General features: G+C 40.9%; 19 protein-coding genes and 1 pseudogene. 12 read left to right on the plus strand and 8 right to left on the minus strand.

Going from position 1 to position 19,754, the window contains the following annotated elements:
• Positions 1-19 precede the first annotated feature (19 nt).
• The 4 genes from V7K36_RS13180 (at position 20) to V7K36_RS13195 (ending at position 3,489) form a co-directional block, all read left to right on the plus strand.
• Positions 20-1,435 (plus strand): isochorismate synthase, encoded by a 1,416-nt coding sequence (locus V7K36_RS13180; protein ID WP_335116329.1) that lies wholly within the window; start codon positions 20-22, stop codon positions 1,433-1,435.
• Between the two features lie 39 nt (positions 1,436-1,474).
• Positions 1,475-1,978, plus strand: coding sequence for a GNAT family N-acetyltransferase (locus V7K36_RS13185; protein ID WP_335116331.1), 504 nt, complete (start codon positions 1,475-1,477; stop codon positions 1,976-1,978).
• 94 nt (positions 1,979-2,072) lie between these two features.
• The gene (locus V7K36_RS13190; RefSeq protein WP_335116333.1) at positions 2,073-2,819 is read left to right on the plus strand and encodes a class I SAM-dependent methyltransferase; all 747 of its coding nucleotides are present in this window, start codon (positions 2,073-2,075) and stop codon (positions 2,817-2,819) included.
• 175 nt (positions 2,820-2,994) lie between these two features.
• A complete protein-coding gene (locus V7K36_RS13195) occupies positions 2,995-3,489 on the plus strand; it encodes a chorismate-binding protein (RefSeq protein ID WP_442948460.1) in 495 nt (164 codons plus the stop codon).
• 52 nt (positions 3,490-3,541) lie between these two features.
• Here the strand turns inward: V7K36_RS13195 and V7K36_RS13200 are convergent, their stop codons facing one another.
• Both V7K36_RS13200 and V7K36_RS13205 read right to left on the minus strand, forming a co-directional pair.
• Positions 3,542-4,012 carry a CRR6 family NdhI maturation factor gene (locus tag V7K36_RS13200; RefSeq protein ID WP_335093462.1) on the minus strand — a complete coding sequence of 157 codons (471 nt, stop codon included), beginning with the start codon at positions 4,010-4,012 and terminating at the stop codon, positions 3,542-3,544.
• Positions 4,013-4,073: 61 nt separating this feature from the next.
• The gene (locus V7K36_RS13205) at positions 4,074-4,502 is read right to left on the minus strand and encodes a DUF6632 domain-containing protein (RefSeq protein ID WP_335116335.1); all 429 of its coding nucleotides are present in this window, start codon (positions 4,500-4,502) and stop codon (positions 4,074-4,076) included.
• 168 nt (positions 4,503-4,670) lie between these two features.
• On the opposite strand from V7K36_RS13205, the pseudogene V7K36_RS13210 reads away from it, so the two are divergent.
• Both V7K36_RS13210 and V7K36_RS13215 read left to right on the plus strand, forming a co-directional pair.
• A pseudogene (locus V7K36_RS13210) lies at positions 4,671-4,790 on the plus strand (IS1 family transposase); the annotation flags it as partial.
• Positions 4,791-5,153: 363 nt separating this feature from the next.
• Positions 5,154-5,603, plus strand: coding sequence for a Fur family transcriptional regulator (locus V7K36_RS13215; RefSeq protein WP_335116337.1), 450 nt, complete (start codon positions 5,154-5,156; stop codon positions 5,601-5,603).
• Between the two features lie 104 nt (positions 5,604-5,707).
• Here V7K36_RS13215 and V7K36_RS13220 read toward each other — a convergent pair whose 3' ends face one another.
• Positions 5,708-8,758, minus strand: a complete 3,051-nt coding sequence (locus V7K36_RS13220) for a pentapeptide repeat-containing protein (RefSeq protein WP_335116339.1) — start codon at positions 8,756-8,758, stop codon at positions 5,708-5,710.
• Between the two features lie 143 nt (positions 8,759-8,901).
• Between V7K36_RS13220 and V7K36_RS13225 the strand changes: the two genes are divergently transcribed.
• Together V7K36_RS13225 and V7K36_RS13230 are read left to right on the plus strand one after the other, a co-directional pair.
• On the plus strand, positions 8,902-10,662 hold the full coding sequence (locus V7K36_RS13225) for a DUF3685 domain-containing protein (protein WP_335116341.1): 1,761 nt from the start codon (positions 8,902-8,904) through the stop codon (positions 10,660-10,662).
• A gap of 166 nt (positions 10,663-10,828) precedes the next feature.
• Complete coding sequence (locus V7K36_RS13230) at positions 10,829-11,554, plus strand: diacylglycerol/polyprenol kinase family protein (RefSeq protein WP_335116343.1); 726 nt, start codon at positions 10,829-10,831, stop codon at positions 11,552-11,554.
• 483 nt (positions 11,555-12,037) lie between these two features.
• Here the strand turns inward: V7K36_RS13230 and V7K36_RS13235 are convergent, their stop codons facing one another.
• A complete protein-coding gene (locus tag V7K36_RS13235; RefSeq protein ID WP_335116345.1) occupies positions 12,038-12,355 on the minus strand; it encodes a hypothetical protein in 318 nt (105 codons plus the stop codon).
• A gap of 365 nt (positions 12,356-12,720) precedes the next feature.
• Here V7K36_RS13235 and V7K36_RS13240 point away from each other — a divergent pair, with 365 nt between their 5' ends.
• The gene (locus V7K36_RS13240; protein WP_334825763.1) at positions 12,721-13,803 is read left to right on the plus strand and encodes a class I fructose-bisphosphate aldolase; all 1,083 of its coding nucleotides are present in this window, start codon (positions 12,721-12,723) and stop codon (positions 13,801-13,803) included.
• Between the two features lie 118 nt (positions 13,804-13,921).
• Here V7K36_RS13240 and V7K36_RS13245 read toward each other — a convergent pair whose 3' ends face one another.
• From V7K36_RS13245 to V7K36_RS13260, 4 genes are all read right to left on the minus strand, one after another.
• On the minus strand, positions 13,922-15,382 hold the full coding sequence (locus V7K36_RS13245; protein WP_334825761.1) for an inorganic phosphate transporter: 1,461 nt from the start codon (positions 15,380-15,382) through the stop codon (positions 13,922-13,924).
• Positions 15,383-15,758: 376 nt separating this feature from the next.
• Complete coding sequence (locus V7K36_RS13250) at positions 15,759-16,427, minus strand: ribonuclease T2 family protein (protein WP_335116347.1); 669 nt, start codon at positions 16,425-16,427, stop codon at positions 15,759-15,761.
• Between the two features lie 251 nt (positions 16,428-16,678).
• Positions 16,679-16,891: a hypothetical protein gene (locus tag V7K36_RS13255; RefSeq protein WP_335116348.1), complete on the minus strand. Its 213-nt coding sequence runs from the start codon at positions 16,889-16,891 to the stop codon at positions 16,679-16,681.
• Positions 16,892-17,212: 321 nt separating this feature from the next.
• Positions 17,213-17,545 (minus strand): hypothetical protein, encoded by a 333-nt coding sequence (locus tag V7K36_RS13260; protein ID WP_335116350.1) that lies wholly within the window; start codon positions 17,543-17,545, stop codon positions 17,213-17,215.
• A 356-nt stretch (positions 17,546-17,901) separates the two neighbouring features.
• Here V7K36_RS13260 and V7K36_RS13265 point away from each other — a divergent pair, with 356 nt between their 5' ends.
• The 3 genes from V7K36_RS13265 (at position 17,902) to V7K36_RS13275 (ending at position 19,673) form a co-directional block, all read left to right on the plus strand.
• The gene (locus tag V7K36_RS13265) at positions 17,902-19,068 is read left to right on the plus strand and encodes a pyridoxal phosphate-dependent aminotransferase (RefSeq protein ID WP_335116356.1); all 1,167 of its coding nucleotides are present in this window, start codon (positions 17,902-17,904) and stop codon (positions 19,066-19,068) included.
• Positions 19,069-19,081: 13 nt separating this feature from the next.
• Complete coding sequence (locus V7K36_RS13270) at positions 19,082-19,309, plus strand: hypothetical protein (RefSeq protein ID WP_335116352.1); 228 nt, start codon at positions 19,082-19,084, stop codon at positions 19,307-19,309.
• A 124-nt stretch (positions 19,310-19,433) separates the two neighbouring features.
• Positions 19,434-19,673 (plus strand): hypothetical protein, encoded by a 240-nt coding sequence (locus V7K36_RS13275; RefSeq protein ID WP_335116354.1) that lies wholly within the window; start codon positions 19,434-19,436, stop codon positions 19,671-19,673.
• The last annotated feature ends 81 nt before the right edge of the window (positions 19,674-19,754 follow it).

A 19,754-nucleotide genomic window follows, 5' to 3' on the forward strand; every position in this document is an offset into this window, starting at 1 on the left:
ATTTACTATCGTTAAATCCATGACAGTTTCACCATGTCGTAGCAACTTCTTTGTAGAGCACAAAGATTTATATCAATTTCTGGTAGCAGTGCAAGAAAAGTGCCTCAAAAATAATTCCAGGCAAATTGTCAGTATCTCCCAAGAGATCGATTTAGTTGATCCTTTACTTGTATTAGATAAACTTACACAAGCAAATGAAATAAATTTTTACTTTGAGAACAGAGGTAAAGGAGAAGCGATCGCGGCAATTGATGCTGTAGCAAAATTACAGATTGATGGCGCAGACCGTTTCACTCAAGCAGAATATTTTATCAAATCTTGTCTAAACAATATAATTAATTTTGGTAACGCTAACCAACCTTTTTCTGGGCCTCACTTTTTTTGTTATTTCAGCTTTTTTGATAAAAATACCCAAGTAGATTATCCATTTCCATCTGCTACCATCTTTCTTCCACGTTGGCAAGTAGCTGTAAAAAATCAGCGCTGTATATTAGTAACAAATATAATTATCAATGCAAATGTAAATATTCAAAGATTGTTAGAGAATCTGCAAAATAAAATTGAATTTATCCAATCTTTAGAATATTACCCAGCTAATATTGATTATTTCCCAGGAAAGTTCTACAAAAAATCTGTCACGAACGCTGCTCAATTTAAACGTTCAGTAGTATCTGCTTTGGAAAAAATTCGGTCTAGTCATTTAAGTAAGATTGTCTTAGCAGATATATTAGATGTCAAGTCAAGTAACCACTTTGATTTAGTTAAATCCTTAAATAATCTTAGGCAAATACATCCTAATTGTTATATTTTTTCTACCAGTAATGGCAAAGGACAAAACTTTATTGGTGCAAGCCCAGAAAGATTAATTAGTATTAATAATCAACAGTTAATCACTGATGCTTTGGCTGGTTCTGCACCACGAGGTAAAACCCCTGCTGAAGATGCAGCTAATGCCAATCGCTTACTCAATAGTGAAAAAGAAAAGCATGAACATTTGCTGGTACTTGATTTCATTACACAACGCCTATGCCAGCTAGGTTTATTACCCCAAATATTAGCACCCCGCCTGCGACAATTATCTAACATCCAGCATTTATGGACACCAGTAAGTGCTATGGTTCCTCCTAACATACATCCATTAAAGATTGTCGGACAATTGCATCCTACACCAGCCGTCGCCGGTGCAGCACGAGACGTTGCTTGTGCGGAAATCCGTCGTTATGAAAGCTTTGAAAGGGGTTTATATGCTGCGCCTCTGGGTTGGATAGATTCTCAGGGGAACTGCGAGTTTATTGTGGGAATTCGTTCAGCATTAATTGATGGCGATCGCGCGAGATTGTATGCTGGTGCTGGTATCGTGGCTGGATCTGATCCTCACAAGGAGTTTGCAGAAGTGCAACTTAAACTTCAGGCATTACTTAAAGCGTTAGTTTAAAAAGATTCCAAATTAAAAAACATCCAAAGATTTCTCTGTATGAAAATAGAAGTAGTAAAAGCTACTCAAGAACAGAAGTCAGTCCTATGTAATTTAATGGAACTATACCAGTATGACCTGAGTGAGATAGAAGCTAAAGATGTAGATGCCTGCGGCTTGTTTGGCTATCGATATCTTGATTACTATTGGACAGAACCTGAGCGACACCCATTTTTGGTTAAAGTTGATGATAAACTGGCAGGGTTTGTACTTGTTAATCAGCACATCTACCTTCATCGAGATAACCATGCTATGTCTATTGCCGAGTTCTTTATCCTCAAGAAGTGTCGAAGTCAAGGCATTGGTGAACAGGTAGCGACTGAAATTTTCGACCAGTTTCCCGGTAATTGGGAGGTACGGCAGACGGCTTTGAACTTAGGCGCACAAGCCTTTTGGAGCAAGGTAATTAGTCAATACACTAAGGGAGCCTTTCACGAGGTTTTCTTAAATGATCACCGATGGCATGGCCTAATTAAAACTTTTAACAGCTCAGAGTTGGAGTGATTAATTGGATAATATGAAAATATTGTGGCTTTTTACGGAACCCTATCAACTAGAGATGCTGCTCCACCACCCTTAATTAAAGAAAATAAGCAATATGTTAGATATAAAGCTTTCTAAAAGTAGTGAAGAAGGGCTTTTCCCGCCTCAAGAGTTCTTTAACGAACAGTGGAAACTCTACCAGAAAATACTCGATAACAATTACATGGGACACCGTGAAATTTACTCTACACTGCGCGAGTTGCTGCTTGGACACTTCCAACAACCCTTTAAAATGCTTGATTTGGGATGCGGCGATGCTAGCTTTACTGCCCAGGCTTTGTTAAATAGCACTATTACTTCGTACCAAGGCATAGACCTATCCATACCTGCGCTAGAGATTGCTAAGAATAACATGGCAAAGATTCAGTGCGACACAACCTTTACCCAAGGTAATCTTTCCCAATTTGTTCCTGAATTGATGTCAAGTCAGCAAAATAGCTTCGATATTATTCTAAGCTCTTTTGTTCTCCACCATTTAAGCCTTGAAGAAAAAGACTCGATTATTGGTCAGCTTAAGAATCTCCTCACATCTAACGGTGTTTTTATTCTCATTGATGTTGTTCGTAAAGAAGGAGAAGATCGAGAAACCTACCTTAGATGTTATTTAGATAACCTACAAAAATACTGGTCTTTAATTACTCCCCAAGAGTATTTAATGTTAGCAAACCATATTTCTTCAAGTGATTTTCCTGAAACTCAGAAAACTCTTGATGAAATTTCGCAGAAGTACAATTTTACTCGCTTAGATTGTCTGTATAACAATCCACTTAATGCCACACAATTTTTGTGCTTTTACCGATAATCATAAAAAATTAGTGGAATTCTTTATATGGAACAATACAGTTCAGTTAAGCAATTTTTTCCTTCTCTTTCTTTTCTCTGTGTCGCGCCAGTTGCTACAAGTCGGGGAACCCGCAAGGGCGCACTGGCTTCTCTGCGCCTCTGCGGTTCGTTAAAAAAAATGACTTTGACAAAGAGTGCTAGCCTTAACCCAAGCGTATTGTTATAGTGAAAAAGAAAAGCACGAACATTCGCTGGTACTTGATTTTATAACTCAACTTCTATTCCAGCTAGGTTTATCACCTCAAATATTAGCACCCCGCCTACGACAATTATCTAACATCCAGCATTTATGGACACCAGTAAGTGCTATGGTTCCTCCTAACATACATCCATTAAAGATTGTCGGACAATTGCATCCTACACCAGCCGTCGCCGGTGCAGCACGAGACGTTGCTTGTGCGGAAATCCGTCGTTATGAAAGCTTTGAAAGGGGTTTATATGCTGCGCCTCTGGGTTGGATAGATTCTCAGGGGAACTGCGAGTTTATTGTGGGAATTCGTTCAGCATTAATTGATGGCGATCGCGCGAGATTGTATGCTGGTGCTGGTATCGTGGCTGGATCTGATCCTCACAAGGAGTTTGCAGAGGTGCAACTTAAACTTCAGGCTTTACTAAAGGCATTAGTTTAAAAGAGAATACAGAATACAGTATACTGTATTCTGAATGCAATCAGTGGGGGATTTAAAATATCCCAAAAAAAGCATCATCTAATTCATAACCCAGCATTTGGGCCATGGACTTCAGCCGTGATAGGCTGGGGATGTCCTGCTGTTTTAGCCAATCACCTAAAATAAAGATTTTGTGCATCAAAAATATTTCTAAGGCTTCAGGATTGTACTGAATGCCTTCTTGGGAACTGAACTGGTGTGGTACAAGCATGGCGGCATAACGAGCGAATTCCCCAGCTTTCCAATCTAGTAAAAATGGCAACCAAGGGTATTTGGCATCTAGGCGCACAAACCACAGGCGCACTTCTGGGATTTCTGATAGTTCTCGTGGATCGGTAGGTTCGAGATCGTAATTGATATCAAAGCGTAGCTGCTGTTCATGGGACACCACCCCATCTTGCAGCAGTTGTTCAATCACCGTTGACGCAGGCGAGAGATCCAGATTGTTAATGAAGTCGTTATTGAGTGCGATCGCAATTGTCATTGATTCAGCAGCCACTTTCTTGATGCTCAAGTGTAGGATCGACAATCTACAGTAGCAGCTTTCAGGGATTGACGCTAGATGGACTTTCAGTAACACAAAGTTTTCTTGACGAATTATTAGATACCACTTTGCGCGGCGTCAGGAAGGCAAGGACAATTGCCACCAATAATAATGCTAGAACATCACCAAAGAGGTGTCCACGTTCAGCAGGATCAATTACTGCTTGTACCACCATAATTAGCCCGTGGACTAAACTTGACCAAACAGTGAACCAGATTAAACTGAGGTTCGCTTCTGGTTGTCGAGAAGCCAACAGCAAAAAGACACCAAGCGTCGCATAAACACCAACGATCATTTGTTCATATTCGTACTGACCAGGTTGCCATAACCAGCCTGATGCCCATATCTTCATCAGAGGATAAATCAGTAAAAAGACAATTCCGACGACAATAATTAGAGCGATTTGTAAGTAACGATGACGCTCATCCATTGCTCTAACCTCTACTATTTTCCGGTGCAGTCTCTTTGAACCTCGCATTGACGTGAAGTCACGCGAAAACTGCTTAGTTTGTAATAGTATCCCCACTAGTGACACTTCAGTTTTGAAGTGTTATAAATTTTAATGCTTTAGCAAAGAACTCTAGCCTATTAGGCGGTGTTGCATAATAGAAGTACCCGTTTACGTCATTATCTCGCACGACTAGATCGAAAAACATTATGCTATTCCAAATCAGTAGATATCCTTAAATACTCAATTTATTTATACTTAACTATTTTGAGTATACGGAAATACCCGTATTTAACTGATTCATCCCGCATTTGTGCAACGCCAACAATTACTACACGATTAACATGGTATGCCATTAGAATTAGCCTACTTGGGAAAGGCAACGCCTGCGCCAAGGTGGACATTTACAGCAATTTTAAGTTAAAGTTGTAATGAGTTTGTTTTAGATTAAGGTCTGATAAAGTAGCCGTCAACAAGCAAAAAAATCATTATCGCCACCTGTGACTTCCGCAGCATCAAAAGCAAAAACACAAGTACAGGTAAAAGAGCGGTGTGCAATATCATTGCATATATTAAATAACCAATAAACATTTAGATGGGAAAATTCCCTCAACAGTTAACAAGCTGTAAAATATGCAAAAACAAACAATTTCTACAAAACCAATTCGTTCCCTAGAAGATGCGCTTGATCGGTGTCAAGTCCTGGGTATGCGCGTCAGTCGTCAGCGTCGCTTTATTCTAGAATTACTTTGGCAAGCAAATGAACATCTTTCTGCCAGAGAGATTTACGATCGCTTGAATCTAGAAGGTAAAGAGATCGGTCACACTTCTGTTTATCAAAATTTAGAAGCATTATCTAGTCAAAATATCATTGAGTGTATTGAACGTTGTGATGGCCGTTTATACGGTAATATCAGTGACTCTCACAGTCATATAAACTGTGTGGATACAAATCAAATTCTTGATGTTCATGTGGAACTTCCAGAAGATTTGATCCGCAAAATTGAAGAAGAAACAGGAGTGCGAATTACTGACTACAGTATTAACTTTTTTGGCTACCGTAACCCGCAAGAAGGCTCATAAGAGTTAGGAGTTAGGAGTACAGACGCGATTAATCGCGTCTGTACAGGAGTTAGAAGTTAGGAGTCTTCTCTAGTTGGGATTATAGCTTCACTAGGCAATAAAACTTAATAACCATTAGTCTCATCAATGGAGTTATTGCCAAAAACTGTCTCATCATCATCATCATCATCATCATATAAATCTACTGGTAAAATCGCGCCTTCGCAGCTTTCAATTAGTCCGCTCGCAGGGGTGTTGTTCCAATTAGCATCTGTGTTTTCTGTGATTTTTACGGTGTTTAAGGAGGGCTGCTGCGATGCCTGCGGCGGTAAACTACGCAAATGTTTCTGTCTTTGAAACGACTCTTTGGAGAACAAAGCACCATTATCAGCGGCCATTTTTTTGTCAGTTTCAGCGAGAATGGCATCAAATAAACAGGCGTTGGTAAAATTCGCCCAATCAAGATTCGTCCCCATAAGATTTGCCTGTTGGAGGTTTGCACCTGTAAGGTTTGCCTGTTGGAGGTTTGCACCTGCGAGGTTTGCTTGTTGGAGGTTCACACCTGCGAGGTTTGCTTGTTGCAAATTGGCTCCAGCTAAATTCGCCCCGATTAACTCCGCATTAGATAAGTTTGTCTGCTCAAGATTTACCCCAGTTAATATCACTTGCAACAAAGAGGCTCCTGATAAGTTGAGTCCAGCCAGAGACTTAATTCGGATTGCGAAGGCACTCTTATGCAAAACCGTTGTCCTAGAAATTAGCGCACTCAGCGCCTCTGGATTGAATTCTGCCAAATTGACTGGATTACCACAAGGCCAAAAAGGAACTTTTGTTTCTCGGTAGCAAGCACAAAGCAATAAAAACACATTCAGTCCCACAGCAGCATTCACCTGCTCAACATTCACCGGGTTTTGCAGTGCGTGAAAATGAGTCAAAGCTTTGTGGGCTATGCCTTCATCTAACCAACGACCTTGACAGTAAGCACGCCAGAAAGACAAAAGACGTTGAAACAAAACTTCAAAGGAAAATTTTTGCTTTTGTTGCTGGCGCAATCCTGCGATCGCCAGTTCTTCAATTTCTTGGCTAAGTATCCCGTAACCTAGTAAATTGTAAATATGCTGGGCTACGCTATTGGGAGAATCAAGCACAAAAGTGAGCGTACCATAAGCCTCATCTTGGCACTGAGTCAGAAATTTAAGTTGGGCAGCAATAGCTTCTGCACAAAGAGATTCTCCTAATTTGATATGCGAAAACTCAATTAAACTACTTTCTGTTGCGGCTTTGCCTGAGCTTTCTAAATCCCGAATTTTAAAATAAAACCCTGGTAGAGTATTTAATTCCTCAGCGACATTAATTTGATGACGTTGCGAGTGTAAAATTTTCAGAGCGATCGCTTGCATCTGCTCAAGTAAATCTTGGGAATGACGACCAGCGAGTAAATTAGCGATCGCTTCTGGAGTTCGGTTGATATGAGCCGATCCTGAGCGCAGTAGCATTGTCTTAATACCGCCAATTAGCGGATAGCCCAATAACCATCGACTCAGGCGATGATAAATTTCCCATAGTAGAAAAGACTTTGGGGTATTAGCAGCTAATTGCAATAGTTCATCATCTAGTAGTCCGTCGCGGTGTAAAATGCCCAATAAATGCAACATTAGAGGTTGACGGACAAGGACAGATAAGTCTTTTGATTTTGATTGGCTCACAAATAAGCCTGTCTGTTTTAAGAATGTAAAGAAATTTTGGGCAATGGGCAACGATTGCACTTTTGCCCATTGCTGAAACCATTGTTTGAGTTCCTCCGCATCCAACGGCTGAATTATAATTCGCCTCAACAATTGCGGTAGTTCAGAGACGATTTCCGGTAATGTCGTTGAGCGACTCGTCAACACAATTTTGTGTCGGTGCTGAGATTGAAAGTTCAGTAATTGGTGAATAAAAATTGCTTGTGCCTTTATACCCTGGGCAGAAGGAGGTAGTTCATCCAAACCATCCAGCAGTAACAGACACCGGGGATTTTCTTGCTCTAACCAAGTTGAAAGATTAATCGGAAAAGCAGAATTCAGGGTTTCGATTAAAGTTTTACCATATTTTACATCCCGTAACCTAATTAATACAGGCATCCAAGTAGGGTATAATTCTTGTGCTACCTGTGCTGCCCAAAGTTGGCAAAAACTAGTTTTTCCATAACCAGGTTCCGACTCAATGACAGCGATCGTTTCTAAATCAGTTAGCTGTTGCTGCGCCCATGTCTTTAAGTCAAGTGGTTTAATAGTTTTTTTATCCTGCTCAGAAATACTTTCCTCTATTGGTAAGCCTTTTTGTGGCACATAGATATCCTTAAGGGCAAAGGATTCCATCAGCAACGGCATACTCAGGTTTTGAATCAAACTGGCACGGTAATGTTCTCGGTGCAAATCAATTTTCTCACCGACTGTAGAACCAACTTCTGGGGTGGTCAAACTGGGGGATAATGAAATCCCCAAACGGAAAAATTTTTGCAGTTGGGCTAAAGGTGCAGCATTCTCGGTAACGACTACCAGTAAATGACCAGGAAGTGAGTTGACTAAACGCTGTGTTAAGAGTTTAGCTTCAGGTTCCTCTGCACCATTAGCAACTAACCAAGCTATCGCAGCATTATTTATTTGTTGTACTAGTAATGAATCTGCAACCAAAGATAGTGCTTGTTCTGCTTGAGTGTCAGTCAATTTGCCTGGGCTGAGAGTTTTCAGTAATCCTTGCAGTTGCGGATCTTGGAGGACAAGTTTACCCACGTCCTCTTTAAGTATTTGTGGTTGAATGGGTATACTTGCCCGGTCTAGCCACGGTCTTTGTAGCCTTTCTTCCTGCTCTAGAATTGCTTGCAAAACCTGGAGATAGGCAATTTGAAACGCTAGCCATGTGCCTTCGTTACGTTTTAATGGTTTTTTTTGGCTGAGGCTACGCAACAGGTTTTCTGTCAACTGAGAAATGACACTGATTTCTTCCCGAACAATCCCAAAAGGCAGTTCTAAAACCTCTACCAAGGTACAGATATCAAAAGGCATCAGGCTTTTGACTTCCATATCCTGAACAATTCGGTAGGCAATACCTGCCAATTGCCCTGTTGAAAATCCGCTGATTTGATTGATTACGATATGGCGTTCTGCCAACCAGTGCCGAATACTAAAGTTCATTTAATTACACAGTGACGGCTGCCTATGGCAATTATGATCGATTTATCAGTTTGCGAAAACAGGTAACAATGGGAAAGACAAAGTTTTGGATCAAAGCTGTTTTCTGATTGCTAAAAAACAGTGCTTGTGTAACTGAGTAAATTATGAGCGATCGCCCTCTAAAATTATTGTTAATCGACCAAGACCCAATTTTTCTTTTGGGATTACGGGTAGGTCTGGAAGCAATTCCTAACCTGGAAGCGATCGCAGTGGTAGAAACTTACACTCTTGCCTTGCAGATTTTAGCAGAAATTGCCCAAAAAGACCCTAACCAGGTAAATTTAGTGGTTTTGGAATTCGGTAATGGTCGCTCCACCACCAGTCAACAGCTAGGTTTACAATTCTGTCGGCAACTCAGAGCCTTATATCCCAACCTGCCAATTTTGCTCCTCAGTTCTGTGCAAGAACAAGGACTGCTATTGGCTGCGAAATCTATTGGTGTAAATGGCTACTGTCCCAAAGGCACACCACTTCCTGAGTTAGTCGCCGCCATGCAAGAAGTTGCAGATGGTGGTTCCTATTGGTTTCAGGATACCGAAGCAATAATAACTCCTAACTCCTGTACAGACGCGATTAATCGCGTCTCCTCCCCACTCCCCTTTTTTAGACTGCGAAATAATTTACGTTTGTCAGGAATTGCTTACATTGAGGCTACCCTAGCCGTAGTCACAGCACAATTACAAGTTCCCGGACTACCAGTATTAGATCGAGCAATTCTAGCTGGACGGCGGCGAGAACTGCTAGCGGCTGGTTGGTTGCTAAATCGGTTGTTGGTTTCATCACAAGAAAGGCAACAGGAACATACCCCCATTGCTGATGAGTCGCCTCTGACTCCTTCCTTGAGTAGAGCCATTCAACAAAGGCAAACTGTATCACCTTTACTTAGTCCAGGAACACTAGAATCTGACTTATTTGCATCTTGCGTTACCAAACTTCAATTTTCTTTACAAAATGTAACAGATGTACCTTTAGAAATTGACATCTTTCGTGAAGATAAAAAACGGGAATTACTTTATCTGATCCTGCAAAAATTGGCTGAACAGTTGGATGAACTGCGTGCTTCTCAAATAGAGATCAATCAATTATATGAAGTTAAAAATACCTTAACAAGCGATTTATGGCAAGCAGCAATTACAGATTTTTTTGGAAAGTTTTCTCGGATAAAATTAGGTGAGCAAAATATAGAAATTGTTAATTTATTGTTGCGAAATACTGAGGTTGTGCAAAGAGATATTCTCAATAAAATTCCGCTAGTTTGTGAGTTGTATTCTTATCTACTATTTCAAACAGAATTAAACATTGATAATACCTCCTATCCAGTAGTCAGCGCTGAAGCCAAGTCCCAAGCATTAATGATTTTAGAGAACTTGTTGATTCAGGTAGCGAATGGGGTAGTGCAACCACTGCTAAATTCTTTAGCAGATGTAGAAGAGATTAAGCAAAATTTTTATGGACGGCAATTGATTTCCACAAGAGAGATTGAACGATTTAGAAATGATTTGTCGTGGAAATATCGATTAAGAAATTATATAAATGAGCCAAAAGCAGTTTTTGAAAGTCGGTATGAGTTATTTGTAATTGCACCTCGCGGCATTGCCAATAGTTCAGTTTATGCTCCTCGAAATCAGGAGTTAGTAAGACTTTCTAATATTCCTTTAGTAGTGACATTGCTCCTAGAATTTAGTGATGCGATCGCACCGCGTTTAAAATCACTATTAGCATTTGTAGGTAGCGGTATAGTCTTCATTCTTACCCAAATAGTTGGTCGGGGTTTAGGTTTAATCGGTCGTGGTATTCTTCAAGGTATTGGCAGCGTTTCGTTAGTAGAAAAGAACCTGAGACGAAATAGCGATCGACCTAAGTGAAGAAGCAGACTTTTCACGGTATCTGGAAAACCTCACTTCTATTTCTCTCTCGTACAAGGAGAGAGACTTTGAATTTTCCCCCTTGCCGCATCGGCAAGGGGGTTAGGTTTAACGCGAGCTTGAATTGTCAGAGTGAAGAAGGTGCAAAGACACGGAGACGCGGAGAATGACAAATGATTTTATCGGGCTAGCAATTTCTTATGTTTACGCTACTGGTCTGCTTGTTATTGGCGAGGGACTGCGTAGACTGTTTGGTGTGAATCCAGATTTGACCCGCAAAGTAATCCATATTGGTGCAGGAATGTGGGTTTTCGGCGTGCTGCTGCTGTTTAACCACTGGGAAATCGGAATTATCCCTTTTGCTACCTTTATCGGACTCAACTACCTATTTTACCGCTACCGAATCATTGGCGCAATGGATACCCAAGATAGCTCACCTGGTACGGTTTATTTCGCTATCTCAGTAACGCTGCTGTTCGGGCTACTGTGGCGACCAGATGGGCCAGTTGATAGCGCCCCGATCGCTGTTGCTGGGATAATGGCGATGACCTGGGGTGATGCATTGGCAGCATTAATCGGCAGACGCTTCGGGCGGCATAAATACCAAGTGGGAAATTCTGTGCGTTCCTGGGAGGGTTCAGCAGCAATGTTTGTAGCGAGTACAGTGGTGATTTTCTTGGTGCTGTTGCTGCTACCTAGTTCGTCGCTGAGTCCCCTAGCAACGCCTTTAGGTTTAGGATGGGCTTTGTTAACGGCGGTAGTAACTGCTACTTTCGCAACCCTAGCAGAAGCAATCTCACCCCACGGTACAGATAACCTCAGCGTACCTCTAGTAGCGGCTGGGGTAGTGTGGGTAGTCACACAATTTTGGATTTTAGATTTTAAATTTTAGATTGACCCCATGCTAAAGTCCTTGTCGTTACCCATATCTTTTTAATCTCTCGCTTCGTTACCAACCCGCCTTGTCATAAATTCCGAGGCTAATAGGTTAAGTCCTCTCAAGAGGAATAAATACAAGGTTTTAAGTCATGTAGATGGTTAGATGTGTGTTAGGGAAAATTTCAGTCCACTTAAGTGGACTTAAGCTATGAGCCGCAGAACTTAAGTTCTGGGCGGGATATCGGTGGACGCGATACTTTGACTGTTACAAAAATGTGGGTAATGACAAGTGCTAAAGTCAGGGAGTTAGGGGCTTGTTATTTAATTTTAGATTTATTCTCGCGTTTAAATTCGCAAGTCTCAGACCTTTTTAAATTTTGGACTTCGGCGTGAGCGCTCAGTCGAACGCTTTTGAATCTTCAATTCCATTTTCCAAAATTCGGTGATGCAGGGGTTGTTAATTGTTCAAGTCAGCACGTAGGGCTTAGGTGGATCTTTACTGCTTGTGCTGGCGTAATTGCTCTATTATGTAGTCTTCCAGTTCTTGTCTTTCTCTGTTACTGGCATTTCGTTGATAAGTTCTTCCGGTTTCTTGAATAAATTTACGTTTCTCGCTTGGAGAAGATTTGAGTTTACCTCCAGTGCCTTGCAGCTTTTCCTGTAATTCTTCCCAAGTCTTTTCACCTACACTTTCACCTAGTTTTACCAGTACCTTTGGTAGTAATATTTTTGCCTCTCTTTGAAAATCCTCTTCTGTCTCAAGGGAAGCTAAATCTATATTGCTGAAGTCGATATCGATTTGAAACTTACTCATGGAATTATATTTATTCTGTTCAAAATTATTACCACAATCGGGGGAAGATGGCTTTTCAATTTTCAGCTATGAGTCTAAGATAGTATAATTGTACTGTTTAACCTTGGTAACTGAAGTTGAAAACATCAATTCTGAAAGTTGATTGAATACTTCCGGTAGTATAGCCCTACTTAATCATTCACAACAAGATTCCCGACTTCTTAAAATCAGTGGGGAATCTCAGCCTTTTGATTTTCACTTATAAAATAAAATTGCTATATATTCAGAAAGAATACATATAATTAATGACCGTACAAATAGGTTAGCAATGTTAGAAATGCTATCTTAAAAGCAAGGTCATTTGCTCAATTTTTGAGGATAATACTATGACTACAACGCTCAAAGAGGCTAATTCTATTGAGTCATTACTAGGTAAAGAGGCAGAAAACCTGCTTACCTACAAAGCAAAAGTTTCTCAGGATTTACTACATTTGCCAGGGCCAGACTTTGTTGATCGAATCTGGCTCAACAGCGATCGCAATCCCCAAGTATTGCGTAATCTCCAGCTACTTTATTCTACTGGTCGTCTGGCAAACACAGGTTATCTGTCTATTCTACCGGTAGACCAAGGGATTGAACACTCAGCAGGTGCGTCTTTTGCGCCTAATCCAATTTACTTTGACCCAGAAAATATTGTCAAGCTAGCGATCGCCGCAGGTTGCAATGCTGTTGCTACCACTTTGGGGACATTAGGTATAGTTTCGCGCAAATATGCCCACAAAATTCCCTTTATTACCAAAATCAATCACAACGAATTACTGACTTTCCCCAATCAATTTGACCAGGTATTGTTTGCTGATGTGGAACAAGCTTGGAATTTGGGGGCGGCCGCTGTAGGTGCAACAATTTACTTTGGTTCAGACCAGTCTACTAGACAAATTCAGGAAATCAGCAAAGCTTTTAAACGCGCCCATGAACTGGGTTTGGTAACTATTCTCTGGTGCTATCTGCGGAACAACGCTTTTAAACAAGATAAAGATTATCACCTTGCTGCTGATCTCACCGGACAGGCAAATCATTTGGGTGTGACGATTGAAGCCGACATAATTAAACAAAAGTTACCAGAAAATAACAATGGTTACGGTGCAGTTGCCAAAGCTACTGGTAAGAGTTACGGCAAAACCGATGAGCGGATTTACACAGAATTAACAACCGATCACCCAATTGATTTAACTCGTTACCAAGTACTGAATTGCTACTCTGGGCGTGTGGGACTGATTAATTCTGGTGGCGCGATTGGTAAAAATGACTTTGCTGAAGCAGTTCGCACGGCTGTAATTAACAAACGTGCTGGTGGTTCAGGATTAATCTCTGGGCGAAAGACCTTTCAGCGTCCCTTTGAGGAAGGTGTGAAGCTATTTCACGCCATTCAAGATGTTTATTTGTCGCCGGATGTGACGATCGCTTAGGGAGTGGGGAGCAGGGAGCAGGGGGCAGGGAGCAGGGAGCAGGGGGCAGGGAGCAGGGAGCAGAGGGAAAGAGGTAATTTTTAATTTTTCCCCATGCCCATGCCCCATTCCCCATTCCCTACTTCAAACCCAGAATATTCAAGACTATGTACAAGCTCCCGGCGTATGTAGCAGAACCAAGCAGTACGCAAACTGGCAGTGTCAGCACCCAGGCTAGGAGAATATTTCTCAAGGTGTCCACTTGCAAACCAGAATGGTTCGCCGCCATTGTACCCGCTACACCAGATGACAAGACGTGAGTGGTGCTGACTGGCAGACCGAAGTAATCCGCAGCACCTATAGTTGTCATAGCTACTAACTCGGCGGAAGCTCCTTGAGCGTAGGTAAGATGGTCTTTGCCAATCTTTTCACCCACTGTCACCACGATGCGTTTCCAACCAATCATTGTGCCAAGACCTAGTGCAATGGCAACGGCAAATTTCACCCAATTGGGAATGAATTTGGTTACTTTATCCAACTGCTTCTTATAGCTGGTAAGCACCTCTTCTTGTTTGGCATCAGTTAATTTTTTCTGGTTGTCTAGCTTCCCAATTGTTCCAGCGACTAGATACATATCGGTTCGTAATGAGCCAAGCTCATCCTGTGAAAGCTGCTTGAAACTAGTCTTACCAGCAAGCTTGTCTCCAATTGTCCGACTCTGGGCGGCTAGGGCTGCGAATGTTTTATCGTTGGCTTCGCCAGTTGGTTTGAGGAAGTTGGAAAGCTCATCTGTGATGTTTTGGCTTTTTGAGAATGTTCCAGACACTTGTTGTTGCAGCACTGGAATCACAGAGTTGGACGTAGCGGCCAACTGAGCGATCGCTCTGGCATCGGTATCCATATTCAGTGCAAACATACCCGGTATAATGCCCACTAAGATCAGCATGATCAGACCCATACCTTTTTGACCATCATTTGAACCGTGGGCGAAGCTCACACCAGTACATGTCAAGATTAACAAAGCACGTATCCAAGGCGGTGGTGTTTTATTCCCTTCTGGCGCACGGTACAACTCTGGTCGGTGGATCAGTCTCTTCGCCAGCAGTAATAGCAGTCCGGCGCAGGTGAATCCAACAATTGGCGAAACCAGTAGAGATGTGAAAACTTCCTGCGTCTTTGCCCAATTCACGCCCTCGCCAAAGACATGACCCGAAGATAACAATGAATTTGCTAAACCAACACCCATAATCGAGCCAATCAGCGTATGTGAACTGGATGCAGGTAAGCCCAAGTACCAAGTTCCCAAGTTCCACATGATCGCCGAAATCAAAAGTGCAAACACCATTGCAAACCCTGCACTTGAGCCAACATTAATTACCAACTCAACGGGAAGCAGGGCAACAATGCCAAAAGCAACCGCTCCAGTTGATGTCAGCACACCAATTAGGTTCCAACAGCCTGACCAGACGACGGCGATGTTTGGCTTCAGGCTATGAGTGTAAATAACTGTAGCAACTGCATTTGCAGTATCATGAAAACCATTGACAAATTCAAAGCTGAGTGCTAGACCCAGCGCCAAAGCCAGAAATAAATATTCCATTTAGCACTCCCAATAAAAGACAAGAATGCAATCTGACAAAAACAAGTTGTGTGACAAAAAAAACTATTAAAACTAAGAAAAAAACCTGGGATTATTGCAATTGTGCGAACTACTCAAAAAATTATGGTTATAAATATAACCTCTCCTTGAATAGATTCTCTGATTGCGTCTACTATCTCGAAATAAAAATGGGTTCTAATTACATTTGAAGATTAGGATAGATAAGTTAAGAAATAAATAAGGAATGGTAAAAAGTAAATTAAGTAACTTCAAATCATACTTGTTGGGAGTGGGGAATGGGAAGGCAGGGGCAGCAGAGGAGAATAACCAATGCCCAATGCCCAATGCCCAATGCTCAATGCCCCATGCCCAATTGTTATCTAACGTTTCTCAGTAAAAAGTCTGGTTGACCACAACTTTTTTGCGATCGCTTCAAAATCTCGGCGCTACAAATACCAGCTTCACCATTTTTGGAATAACAAAAGAAGACTTCTTGCAAAAATCTTCCCGAACCAGAACAAAAAGGTGCTATACCATCAGCAGTAATTTTATTATTAGCGTTCACAAATGAATTTTTAAAATTTGTAATTGTGGTACGCAAGGGTTTATTAGGGCGATTATAAGCTGCGGGAATAGCGATCGCATCTTTTAACTTTTTACTCAATCCCAAGTATTCCGCAGGAGTTTTCCCCGAACAAGTACCATGTTTTTCCCATTCATGATCGTAAAGTTTATTGCTAGGATACAAATTGGGAAACTGCTGCTTTACTTCCGACGGTAATTTTTGCGTGGAACAATTAGCAGGATAACCAGTTTGGTACTGCGGCCACAAACCATGCAGTACAAAACCAAGTTTCCTTCCAGAACCACACTGCTGCGGGTCATGGCTACCGTTTGCTGCACAATAATCTGGCGACCAAGAGAGTGTCAGTACATAAAAATCAAATTGACCCGGAGTACCGCGATTTTGAGCAATGGCAGCATTAGGTATAAAAAGACCAGTAATTAACAGAGAAGATGCGATGAAAAGTTTATTGAATCGCATATAAACAGTTAGTTTTTCCTAAAATTAAAACACTACATAGATTATATTGTTAAGAGTCAAGGGTCAAGAATTGGTAATTATTCGTAATTTCGAGTGACTGATCCCTAACTATGGCAAGCACATCCGAAAGTTTCAGACTTATCTAAACCCTATTTAAATCAATGATCGAGTCCTAGAATTCTAGCTACATAATATTTTTGGCTAATTGAAAATAGATGTTTGTGTAGAGAGGTTTAATTGAGATATTCTATTTAATCAATAATCTTAATCAAATAAATAAAACCTCCAATTATAAATGTAATATTTCCAACAATTCCTAATATATCAGAAGGCGGGGTTATTCTAGAAAGATATACACCCGGAAATAAAAAAACAAGTCCCGTTATTAGTTGAGTTAACTTTTTAATTTGTTGTGTCAATCTGTCTACAGCTTTGACTAACCCTTGATTATTCTCATCATTCATAGATACTTATTTTTGTAAATTGGTTGCTGTATATAATCTACCAAATACTCTAAAACCTTTATGTAAAAACATTTTCACACCGTAGGTATTAACCACGGTGTGCTTAGGCATCAGGTTTCATCGCTGCTAACAATGATGTAAAAACTATGGATTAGGTAAATTTGCTTGAACGGCTGGCAAGAGGTCGTTATTTTCCTCTATCCTTAACATTCTTATATCTCTTACTGATACTGGAAACCAAGGTAGTCTTCTAGATAAGTCTTGAACAGCTAAAACACAAGTAACAGCGTTAACACTTTCATTACCAAAATAAACACTTCATTACTGTCTAGTAAAACCGTGTGAAGAAAGTAATTTTTTAATTTCACCATAGGCATTGTTGTAAGGGTCGCTATAGGATTGTCTCAAACTTTCAATATCCATATCAAAAGAAATTGCGTACATTCTTACATTACCTGGCGGGAATTTATCATCATCGATTGTAATGTAAGAATTGGCGTTAAGCTTTTTATTTTGAAGACTATTTTTTGATTTTGTGTACATAGTTTTACTCTCACTTTTGTGCTCTAACTCAATTTTAAACAGTGCTGACGTTCTAGACCCTACCTTTAAATATTCCTTGCTTTTTAGCGATCGCTCATATAGCATATTCATCCATAAATTTCTCTAAAAGCAGTAATATTAAGGTTTCTAAGAGTGCAAGCAAGTTTAAATCTATTTCTTAATTCTGGATATACATGAACCTATCCCACTATTCAAAAACCCCCTACTTCTTTTCGTAAAATGTGCTTGAAAACCTTGATTTTTCGTTTTCAGTTCTCAATAAGCTTAAGCTTTGTAGCACAAATATTATTAGTGGGATAGGTTCATTAAATTCTTCTGAGTCCTTGTGTCAAGCTTAATTGAGATGCTTTTACTCTGGAATCTCCAACGAATTCAGAAAAAGCAAATCTTGGTGGGGATTCTGGGATATCCTTAGATCAGTGAAAGATTTGCCAAAAATAGTAAGAATGAAGCTGGCAGCAAGAGTAAGTCAGGTAACACCTTCATTAACCTTAGCGATCGCAGCCAAGGCTAAGGCACTGAAGGTAGAAGGAATAGATGTTTGTAGTTTTAGCGCTGGAGAACCAGATTTTGATACTCCAGCGCATATTAAAGCCGCAGCAGTAAAGGCTTTGGAAGAAGGCAAAACCAAATACGGTGCAGCAGCTGGAGAACCAAAGTTAAGGGAAGCGATCGCCCGTAAGCTTAAAATTGATAACGGTCTTGATTATAAGTCAGAGAATGTCATCGTCACCAATGGCGGTAAGCATTCTCTGTACAACTTGATAGTGGCACTGATCGATCCAGGTGATGAGGTAATTATCCCTGCACCCTACTGGCTAAGTTATCCCGAAATGGTGACTTTGGTCGGTGGAGTTTCGGTGATTGTCTCTACAGATGCAACGACGGGTTATAAAATTACTCCCGAACAACTCCGTAAAGCAATCACGCCGAAGACGAAGTTATTTATCCTCAACTCCCCATCTAATCCCACAGGGATGGTTTATAGGCCAGATGAAATCAAAGCACTAGCGAAGGTAATAGTTGATGCAGATATCTTTGTCGTCTCTGATGAGATTTACGAAAAGATTCTTTACGACGGTGCAGAACATATCAGCATCGGTTCTCTAGGGAAGGAAATTTTTGACCGCACTTTGATCAGTAATGGGTTTGCGAAAGCTTATTCGATGACTGGGTGGAGACTTGGTTATTTAGCAGGGCCAGTGGAAATTATTAGAGCCGCGAGTACCATTCAAGGGCATAGTACATCTAACGTGTGTACCTTTGCCCAATATGGTGCGATCGCGGCTTTGGAAAGTCATCAAGATTGTGTCGAAGAAATGCGCCAAGCCTTCGCCAAACGGCGACAGGTAATGTTAGACAGACTCAACGCCATTCCTGGATTGAGTACCGCAAAACCAGATGGCGCTTTTTATCTGTTCCCTGATATCAGCAAAACCGGTCTAAAATCCCTAGAATTTTGTGACGCCTTGCTGGAAAAACATCAAGTTGCAGTCATTCCCGGAATTGCCTTTGGCGCTGATGACAACATTCGCCTTTCCTACGCCACAGATATGGCGACGATTGAAAAGGGAATGGATAGATTAGAGAAATTTGTCAAGTCGCGTATTTAGTTAGTTGTCATTTGTGAGGAAAATTTACCAACTCTCCAACTTATTAACTCCACCTTTTGACTCAGAACGGGTGGAGTTCATTTTCAAACCTGAAGTTTCGAGTTCTGAAGTTCAAGTTCCGAGTTCCGAAGCTCAAGTTTTGAGTTCCGAACTTGAAGTTTTGAGTTCTGAAGTTGAAGTATCGAGTTCCGAAGCTCAAGTTCCGAGTTCAAAGGCTGAAGTTACGTTATCGTATTCTTGATCTGTTCCAATAAAACGAATAAAAATAATTCTAATATTATAACTGCGGATTTTACGATGACTGAACGTCACTGTCCCCCGATCTTAAACCAAATGAATTCTAGACATTCCGCAGCTATTTCCAAATGAAATTCGCTCCCGCCGATATTCTGCGGGAATTAGGGGTAACTTTAACTAAAGCAACAATCAATTTACCTGTCGCTGCTTCCGAATTACTGACTCGACTACCAGACTTAAGCCAACGCCTAGAAGATGCGATCGCTCGTGTTAGTCTAACTAGTGAAGCGGCTAGACGGGAGGTAATAATCGCACCCATCTTATTAGAAGTAGCCCACATCACAAAAGCAATAGTTACAGCAATTTGATATCAAACCAGCCACAAAGATTGTAAACTTGAAAGATGTAAAAAAACAGATTATTTAGAGATGGCAGCATATTCGATTGAC

This window comes from Nostoc sp., assembly GCF_036919555.1.
Lineage (GTDB): Bacteria > Cyanobacteriota > Cyanobacteriia > Cyanobacteriales > Nostocaceae > Nostoc.